Origin of the sequence: Streptomyces sp. SID3212 (assembly GCF_009865405.1) — a bacterium.
Classification (GTDB): domain Bacteria; phylum Actinomycetota; class Actinomycetes; order Streptomycetales; family Streptomycetaceae; genus Streptomyces.
The window spans coordinates 19,373-28,203 of the sequence record NZ_WWJY01000456.1 but is presented as its reverse complement, the minus strand read 5'-3'; the positions used below and the strand labels follow the sequence as shown (position 1 = coordinate 28,203).

Annotated in this window: 6 protein-coding genes; all 6 read left to right on the top strand. The window is 71.5% G+C overall.

All coding sequences use genetic code 11. The features are described 5' to 3' along the window. The first annotated feature begins 73 nt into the window (after positions 1 to 73). The 6 genes from GT042_RS13660 (at position 74) to GT042_RS13635 (ending at position 8,702) form a co-directional block, all read left to right on the top strand. Positions 74 to 493 carry a Rieske (2Fe-2S) protein gene (locus GT042_RS13660; protein ID WP_161308973.1) on the top strand — a complete coding sequence of 140 codons (420 nt, stop codon included), beginning with the start codon at positions 74 to 76 and terminating at the stop codon, positions 491 to 493. 92 nt (positions 494 to 585) lie between these two features. Then, a complete protein-coding gene (gene uvrC, locus GT042_RS13655; protein WP_161308972.1) occupies positions 586 to 2,631 on the top strand; it encodes an excinuclease ABC subunit UvrC in 2,046 nt (681 codons plus the stop codon). Then, positions 2,624 to 3,562, top strand: coding sequence for an RNase adapter RapZ (gene rapZ / locus GT042_RS13650; protein WP_161308971.1), 939 nt, complete (start codon positions 2,624 to 2,626; stop codon positions 3,560 to 3,562). Before uvrC ends, rapZ begins: the two co-directional genes overlap by 8 nt. A gap of 17 nt (positions 3,563 to 3,579) precedes the next feature. Continuing rightward, positions 3,580 to 4,593, top strand: a complete 1,014-nt coding sequence (gene yvcK / locus GT042_RS13645) for a uridine diphosphate-N-acetylglucosamine-binding protein YvcK (protein WP_202532735.1) — start codon at positions 3,580 to 3,582, stop codon at positions 4,591 to 4,593. Then, positions 4,584 to 5,573 (top strand): DNA-binding protein WhiA, encoded by a 990-nt coding sequence (gene whiA, locus GT042_RS13640; RefSeq protein ID WP_041990916.1) that lies wholly within the window; start codon positions 4,584 to 4,586, stop codon positions 5,571 to 5,573. The genes yvcK and whiA overlap by 10 nt, the downstream gene beginning before the upstream one ends. A gap of 177 nt (positions 5,574 to 5,750) precedes the next feature. Next, positions 5,751 to 8,702, top strand: coding sequence for a M14 family metallopeptidase (locus GT042_RS13635; protein ID WP_161308969.1), 2,952 nt, complete (start codon positions 5,751 to 5,753; stop codon positions 8,700 to 8,702). Positions 8,703 to 8,831: the final 129 nt, after the last annotated feature.

The window sequence follows — 8,831 nt, the reverse complement described above, 5'->3', positions numbered from 1 at the left end:
CGCGCCGGTATCGTCACGTATGCCACCCCGCCCGTACCGCGGGGCCCGTACCACCCCGACCCGTGGAGACCCCATGCCCACCCCCCGCCGCACCGTGCTGAAGGGCGCCGCGCTCGCCGGCGCCGCCGGACTGGGGGTCGCGGCCTGCTCCACAGAGTCGAAGCTCGGTCACGCCCGGACGCCCACCCCCACCGCCCCCGAGCCGCTCGGCGCCGCGTCCGAGGTGCCCGTCGGCGGCGCGAAGCTCTACCGCGAGCAGCGGGTGATCGTCTACTGCCCGGCGAAGGGCGAGTACAAGGGGTTCAGCGCCCAGTGCACCCACGCGGGCTGCCTCCTGGAGAAGCTCGAAGGCACGATCGGTGACTGCCCGTGTCACGGCAGCCGCTTCGACGTCACCACCGGCGAGGCGGTCCACGGCCCCGCCACCGTCCCGCTGCCGAAGGTCCCGGTCACCCTGGAGGGCGACAACCTGGTGGCGGGCCCGAAAGCCTGACGCGGCACCAAGGGCCCCCCGGCACCGGGGGCCACCCGCTCCGGCCCCGCGCGCGTCCCGCGCTGTCCGTCCTCGCAAGTAGGGTGGACAGCATGGCCGACCCCTCCAGCTACCGCCCCAAGCCGGGACAGATCCCCGACTCGCCGGGGGTCTACAAATTCCGCGACGAACACCACCGGGTGATCTACGTCGGGAAGGCGAAAAGCCTGCGCCCGCGCCTGTCCAGCTACTTCCAGGACCTGGCCGGCCTGCACCCCCGTACCCGCACGATGGTCACCACCGCCGCCTCCGTCGAGTGGACCGTCGTCTCCACCGAGGTCGAGGCGCTCCAGCTGGAGTACTCCTGGATCAAGGAGTTCGACCCCCGCTTCAACGTCAAGTACCGCGACGACAAGAGCTATCCGTACCTCGCGGTCACCCTCAACGAGGAGTTCCCGCGCGTCCAGGTGATGCGCGGCGCCAAGCGCAAGGGCGTGCGGTACTTCGGCCCGTACGGACACGCCTGGGCGATCCGCGAGACGGTCGACCTGATGCTCCGGGTGTTCCCCGTACGGACGTGCTCCGCCGGGGTGTTCAAGAACGCGGAGCGCACGGGACGCCCCTGCCTGCTCGGCTACATCGGCAAGTGCTCCGCGCCCTGCGTCGGCCGGGTCACCCCCGAGGAACACCGCGAACTGGCCGAGGAGTTCTGCGACTTCATGGCCGGCCGCACCGGCGCGTACATCCGCCGCCTGGAGCGGCAGATGACGGTCGCCGCCGAGGACATGGAGTACGAGAAGGCGGGGCGGCTGCGCGACGACATAGGGGCGCTGCGCCGGGCGATGGAGAAGAACGCCGTCGTGCTCGCCGACGCCACCGACGCGGACCTGATCGCGGTGGCCGAGGACGAGCTGGAGGCCGCCGTGCAGATCTTCCACGTCCGCGGCGGCCGGGTGCGCGGCCAGCGCGGCTGGGTGACGGACAAGGTCGAGGAGGTCGGTACGGCGGGCCTGGTCGAGCACGCGCTCCAGCAGCTGTACGGGGACGAGACCGGCGACTCCGTACCGAAAGAGGTCCTGGTCCCGGCGCTGCCCGGCGACGACGTGGAGACGGCCGCCGTCACGCAGTGGCTGAGCGACCGGCGTGGTTCCCACGTGTCCCTGCGGATCCCGCAGCGCGGCGACAAGAAGGACCTGATGGCGACGGTCGAGCGCAACGCCCAGCAGGCGCTCGTCCTGCACAAGACCAGGCGGGCCAGCGACCTCACGACCCGCTCGCGGGCGCTGGAGGAGATCGCGCGGGCCCTGGACCTGGACAGTGTGCCGCTGCGGATCGAGTGCTTCGACATCTCCCACCTCCAGGGGGACGACGTCGTCGCCTCCATGGTGGTCTTCGAGGACGGCCTCGCCCGTAAGAGCGAATACCGCCGCTTCCAGATCAAGGGCAAGGTCGGGGACACGCAGGTCTGGCACGGCGAGGGGCAGGACGACGTCCGGTCGATGCACGAGGTGATCGCCCGCCGCTTCCGCCGCTACCTCCTGGAGAAGGAGAGGACGGGGGAGTGGACCGAGCAGGACCTCGTGGGCGAGACCACCGCCTCGGGCGAGGTCGTCGCCGCGCCCGAGGACGACGGCCGCCCCAAGCGCTTCGCGTACCCGCCCCAGTTGGTCGTGGTCGACGGCGGACAGCCGCAGGTCGCGGCAGCCAAGCGGGCCCTGGACGAGCTGGGCATCGACGACGTGGCGGTCTGCGGGCTCGCCAAGCGCCTCGAAGAGGTCTGGCTGCCCGACGACGACGATCCGGTGGTCCTGCCCCGCTCCAGCGAGGGGCTCTATCTTCTCCAGCGGGTGCGCGACGAGGCGCACCGCTTCGCGATCACCTATCAGCGGGCGAAGCGGGCCAAACGCATCAGGACCAGCCCGCTGGACGACGTCCCCGGTCTCGGTGAGACGCGGAAGCAGGCGCTCATCAAGCATTTCGGCTCGGTGAAGCGGCTGCGGCAGGCGACAATCGAGCAGATCTGCGAGGTCCCGGGGCTCGGCCGCAAGACGGCCGAGGCCGTGGCCGTGGCCCTCGCCCAGGCGGCCCCGGCCGCACCCGCCGTGAACACGGCAACAGGAGAGATCATGGATGACGACGGGGGCAGCACGCATGACTGAGCACGACCGGGACGGAGCGGAGCACGTGAGTACGGGCACCACGAAGGAGGCCGGTGAGGCCGGCGAGGCGGCCATCCCCGAGCTGGTGATCATCTCCGGCATGTCGGGCGCGGGGCGCAGCACCGCGGCGAAGTGCCTGGAGGACCTCGGCTGGTTCGTCGTCGACAACCTGCCGCCCGCCCTGATCCCCACGATGGTGGAGCTGGGCGCGCGCTCGCAGGGCAATGTGGCCAGGATCGCGGTGGTCGTGGACGTCCGCGGCCGGCGGTTCTTCGACAACCTCCGTGAGTCGCTGGCGGACCTCGACGCCAAGGGCGTCAACCGGAGGATCGTCTTCCTGGAGTCGTCCGACGAGGCGCTGGTGCGCCGGTTCGAGTCGGTCCGCCGCCCGCACCCCCTCCAGGGGGACGGCCGGATCGTGGACGGCATCGAGGCCGAGCGTGATCTGCTGCGTGAGCTGCGCGGCGACGCCGACCTGGTGATCGACACCTCCAGCCTCAACGTGCACGAGCTGCGCGCGAAGCTGGACGCCGGGTTCGCCGGGGACGAGAAGCCCGAGCTGCGGGCGACGGTGATGTCGTTCGGCTACAAGTACGGCCTGCCGGTCGACGCCGACCTGGTGGTGGACTGCCGCTTCCTGCCGAACCCGCACTGGGTCCCGGAGCTGCGGCCGTTCACGGGCCTCAACGAGGAGGTGTCCGCGTACGTCTTCAACCAGCCGGGCGCCAAGGAGTTCCTCGACCGCTACACCGAGCTGCTCCAGCTGATCGCCGCCGGGTACCGCCGCGAGGGCAAGCGGTACGTGACGGTCGCGGTCGGCTGTACGGGTGGCAAGCACCGTTCCGTGGCCATGTCGGAGAAGCTCGCCGCGCGCCTCGCCGGCGAAGGCGTCGAGACCGTCGTCGTCCACCGGGACATGGGGCGCGAGTGACCGGACGCACCTTCCGCATGCGGCGCCTGCGCAGGGGCACCCCCGCGCCGGCGTCGCGGGCTCGCGGTGCCCAGCCCAAGGTCGTCGCGCTGGGCGGCGGCAGGGGCCTGTCCGCCTCGCTGACGGCCCTGCGCCGGATCACCGGCGACCTGACCGCCGTGGTCACGGTCGCCGACGACGGCGGCTCCAGCGGCCGGCTCCGCGACGAGCTGGGTGTCCTGCCGCCCGGCGACCTGCGCAAGGCGCTGGCGGCGCTCTGCGGTGACGACGACTGGGGCCAGACGTGGGCCCGGGTCATCCAGCACCGCTTCGTCTCCCGGGGCGATCTGCACGACCACGCCGTCGGCAACCTGCTGATCGTCGCCCTGTGGGAGCAGCTCGGCGACCACGTGCAGGCCCTGGACCTGGTCGGCAAGCTGCTCGGCGCGCACGGCCGGGTGCTGCCCATGTCCGCGGTGCCGCTGGAGCTCCAGGCGCTCGTACGGGGGCACGACCCGGCCCGCCCGGACGACGTCGACACCGTGCGCGGGCAGGCCACGGTCGCGCTCACGCGCGGTGAGGTGCAGTCCGTGCACCTGGTGCCGAACGACCCGCCCGCCGTGCCCGAGGCCGTCGCGGCGGTGCTGGACGCCGACTGGGTGGTGCTCGGCCCCGGCTCCTGGTTCTCCTCGGTCATCCCGCACCTGCTGGTGCCCGAGCTGCTCGACGCCCTGGTCGAGACGAAGGCCCGCCGGGTCCTGTCGTTGAATCTCGCACCACAACCCGGTGAAACCGATGGCTTCTCACCGCAGCGTCATTTGGAGGTTTTGGGGCGACACGCCCCTAAACTCGCCCTGGACGTGGTGCTCGCCGATGAGGCCGCCGTGCCTGACTGCGAGTCACTCGCCGATGCCGCCAAACGGTTCGGTGCCGCGGTCGAGCTGGCGCCGGTGGCAGCGACCGACAGTTCCCCGAAGCACGATCCGGAGCTGTTGGCAGCCGCGTACGACCGTATTTTTCGGATGCATGGAAGGATCGGCCCATGGCGATGACGCCAGCGGTGAAGGACGAGATCGCCCGCCTCCCCGTCACCCGGACGTGTTGTAGGAAGGCTGAGGTCTCGGCGATTCTTCGGTTCGCGGGCGGGCTGCACCTGGTGAGCGGCCGCATCGTGATCGAGGCGGAGCTGGACACCAGCATCGCCGCGCGCCGCCTCCGCAAGGACATCCTGGAGATCTTCGGGCACAACTCGGAGCTGGTGGTGATGGCCCCGGGCGGTCTGCGCAGAGGCAGCCGTTACGTCGTACGGGTGATCACCGGCGGTGACCAGCTGGCCCGGCAGACCGGTCTGGTCGACGGCCGGGGGCGCCCGATCCGCGGCCTGCCCCCGCAGGTCGTCTCCGGGGCCACCTGTGACGCCGAGGCGGCCTGGCGCGGGGCGTTCCTCGCGCACGGCTCGCTCACCGAGCCCGGCCGCTCCTCCTCGCTGGAGGTGACCTGCCCGGGCCCCGAGGCCGCCCTCGCCCTGGTCGGCGCGGCCCGTCGGCTCCAGATCGCCGCCAAGGCCCGTGAGGTACGGGGCGTGGACCGGGTGGTCGTACGGGACGGGGACGCGATCGGCGCCCTGCTGACCCGGCTCGGCGCGCACGAGTCGGTGCTGGCCTGGGAGGAGCGGCGGATGCGCCGCGAGGTCCGCGCCACGGCCAACCGCCTCGCCAACTTCGACGACGCCAACCTGCGCCGCTCCGCCCGCGCCGCCGTCGCCGCCGGGGCCCGGGTGGGACGTGCCCTGGAGATCCTCGGCGAGGAGGTGCCCGAGCATCTCGCCGCCGCCGGCCGGCTCCGTATGGAGCACAAGCAGGCGTCGCTGGAGGAGCTGGGCGCGCTCGCCGACCCGCCGCTGACCAAGGACGCGGTCGCGGGCCGGATCCGCCGGCTGCTCGCCATGGCCGACAAGCGGGCGCAGGACCTGGGCATTCCGGGTACGGAGTCGACGCTCAGCGAGGAGATGGCCGACGGTCTCGTCGGCTGAGTCTCTCCACCACGTACCACCGGGTGCTGCCGGCCTTTTGAAGACGCCGGCGGCACCCGTTTTTAGGTGTCCGCAGCACGTACCCCGCGACTGCCCGATGTGCCCTTGACATGATCATGGAGCATGGTCAACCTGACGTCTGGTCACGTACGTGACGGACAACGGCAAGGGGGGCACATGAGACGCAGAGCGAGATCGATCCTCGCGGCGGGCGCGCTGCTGGTGGGCGGAGTGACACTGGCGCCGCTCGCCGAGGCACAGACGACGCCGGGCGCGGACGCCGGCTCGGACGCCGTGAAGGTGTTCGACGCACAGGTCACCAAGGAGCAGGTGCCGCTGCTCATAGCCGCCGGCCAGGACTCCCACGAACTGGGCGAGCTGGCACCGGAGAAGGGCACGGCGAAGGTCGAGCTGTTCCTCACCGACGCGCAGGCGCGCGGCCTGGAGCAGCAGGGTGTCGACGTCACCGAGCGCAAGGTCGCCCAGAAGGCCGAGGCCAGGATCCAGGCCGCCGGTGACGGCGTCTTCCGGCCGTACAGCGGCAAGGGCAACCTGAAGGAAGAGATCGTCAGGACCGGGCAGGCCAACCCCGGCCTCACCAAGGTCGTCTCCATCGGGAAGACCGTCCAGGGCCAGGACATCCTCGCGATCAAGATCAGCAAGGGTGCGAAGAAGACGAAGGACGGCGCCAAGCCGTCCGTGCTCTACATGTCCAACCAGCACGCCCGGGAGTGGATCACTCCCGAGATGACGCGCCGGCTGATGCACTACTACCTCGACAACTACGGCAAGGACCGGCGGATCACCAAGATCGTCGACTCCACCGAGCTGTGGTTCGTCCCCAGCGCCAACCCGGACGGCTACGACTACACGTTCAGCCCCGACGGCGACCGGCTGTGGCGCAAGAACCTGCGGGACGTCAACGGCGACGGACAGATCACCTCCGGTGACGGCGTCGACCTCAACCGCAACTTCGCCTTCAAGTGGGGCTACGACGACGAGGGTTCGTCCCCCCGCCCCAACAACGAGACCTACCGCGGCGCGGGCCCGGGCTCCGAGCCAGAGACGAAGGCGATCGACCGCTTCCAGAAGAGCATCGGCTTCGACTACGGCATCAACTACCACTCGGCCGCCGAACTGCTCCTCTACGGCGTGGGCTGGCAGGTCGCCACCCCCACCCCCGACGACGTGCTCTACCAGGCCCTCGCCGGTACGCCCGAGAACTCCGCGGTCCCCGGCTACTACCCGCAGGTCTCCTCCGAGCTGTACACCACCAACGGTGAGGCCGACGGGCACGCGGCGAACGTCAACGGCACGATGATGTTCACCCCGGAGATGACGACCTGCCAGACCGCCTCGGCGGCCGACCCGGCCGACGCGTGGGAGGCCAGGGACTGCCAGTCCGGCTTCAACTTCCCCGACGACGAGAAGCTCATCCAGGGCGAGTTCGCCAAGAACGTCCCCTTCGCGCTCTCCGTCGCCGAGACCGCCGTCCACCCCGACCAGCCGGTCTCCTCGGTCGGCCTGACGGCCCCCGACTTCACCCTGGACCCCTTCACCACCTCGTACGCGCGCGGTGAGGACCAGGAAGTCGCCGTCACCGCCCGCAAGTCCGTCCGGGACAAGGAGCTCAACTACCGGATCAACGGCGGCCGCACGCACGACGAGGACCTCAAGGCCTGGAAGGGCGGCGAGACCTACGGCGGCGACGACAACCTCCACTTCGACGAGTACCGCGCCGAGGTCGAGGACGCCGACCCGGGCGACACCGTCGAGGTCTGGTTCACCGGCCGCACCAAGGCCGGCCGGTCCACGGCCAGTGAGCACTTCACCTACACCGTCGCCGAGCGCCCCCGCGCCGACACGATCGTGATCGCCGAAGGCGCCGGCTCCGCCCAGAACGCCGCCGCTTACGTCGACGCCCTCCGGGCCAACGGCCGTACCGCCGTCGTCTGGGACGTCCCCACCCAGGGCGCCCCGCACCCGCTGGGGGTCCTCGCCCACTTCTCCACCGCCGTCCATTACACCGGGGCCACCGCCCCGACCGGCGACACCCAGCTGGCCGTCCGGGACTTCATCAACGAGGGCGGCAAGCTCGTCGAGGCCGGTGAGCTGGCCGGCGGCAACGCCACGGTCGGGCGCGCCCAGACCAACGACTTCAGCCAGTACTACCTGGGCGCGTACGGCCGCACGTCCCTGGGCGGCGCCACCGGCTTCACCGGCGCCGGCGCCCTCGCGGGCGCGGCGGGACCGCTGGGGGCCGCCCCCGGCAACCCGCTGAACGCCGCCGGGGTCTACAACATCACCTCCGAGACCCTGGACCCGGAGACCTTCCCCCAGTTCCGGAGCGCGCAGGCCGGCACGTACGCCGGCATCGTCAACCCGTACGCCCCCTACCAGGGCGCCTGGATGGCGGCTGCCACCCACGAGGACGACGAGTGGCGGCGCCTGAGCCGGACCGTCGACCTCACCGGGGTCACCGCGGCCGACCGGCCCGAGCTGCGTCTCGCGCTCAACTGGAACACCGAGCCGGGCTACGACCACGCCGTCCTGGAGGCGCACACCACCGGCGCCGAGGACTGGACCACGCTCCCCGAGGCCGGCGGCGCCACCACCGCCGCGGTCCCCGACGAGTGCGCGGCCGGGTTCTTCGTCGCCAGTCACCCGTTCCTGGAGCACTACCTCACCCTCGGCGACGACGGCTGCCAGGCGTCCGGCACCACCGGCGCCTGGAACAGCTTCACCGGCACCTCCAACGGCTGGAAGCAGGTCGCCTTCGACCTGAGCGCCTACGCCGGGAAGAAGGTCGACCTCTCGCTCAGCTACGTCACCGACCCCAGCACGGGCGGCCGCGGCCTCTTCGCGGACAACACGCGCCTGGCCGTCGGCGGCACCGAGCAGCAGGCCGAGGGCTTCGAGACCTCCCTCGGCGCCTGGACCACCCCGGGAGCCCCGGCGGGCAGCCCGGCCGTGGACGGCGACTGGACGCGCGTCCAGGAGCTTTTCAAGGCCTACTCCGCCGTGACCACCCGTGACACCGTGCTGCTGGGCTTCGGCCTGGAGCACGTACAGGACGCCGGACAGCGTGCGGCGATCCTCGGCAAGGCACTGCGCAGCCTGCGTCACTGATCCGCAACACCGGGGCCACCGGTGGTTCGCCACCCGATCACCCCGGCGTCGACGGCCCGTGCCCGCTACCCGCGGGTACGGGCCGTTGTCGACTTCGCGGCAGCTCGATGTCACTCCGCCCTCCCCAGG

Bases quoted from the DNA above. Each gene is read 5' to 3' on its own strand.
- GT042_RS13635 (WP_161308969.1), top strand. From the start codon at position 5,751: ATGAGACGCAGAGCGAGATCGATCCTCGCGGCGGGCGCGCTGCTGGTG.
- yvcK (WP_202532735.1), top strand. From the start codon at position 3,580: ATGCGGCGCCTGCGCAGGGGCACCCCCGCGCCGGCGTCGCGGGCTCGC.
- rapZ (WP_161308971.1), top strand. From the start codon at position 2,624: ATGACTGAGCACGACCGGGACGGAGCGGAGCACGTGAGTACGGGCACC.
- whiA (WP_041990916.1), top strand. From the start codon at position 4,584: ATGGCGATGACGCCAGCGGTGAAGGACGAGATCGCCCGCCTCCCCGTC.
- uvrC (WP_161308972.1), top strand. From the start codon at position 586: ATGGCCGACCCCTCCAGCTACCGCCCCAAGCCGGGACAGATCCCCGAC.
- GT042_RS13660 (WP_161308973.1), top strand. From the start codon at position 74: ATGCCCACCCCCCGCCGCACCGTGCTGAAGGGCGCCGCGCTCGCCGGC.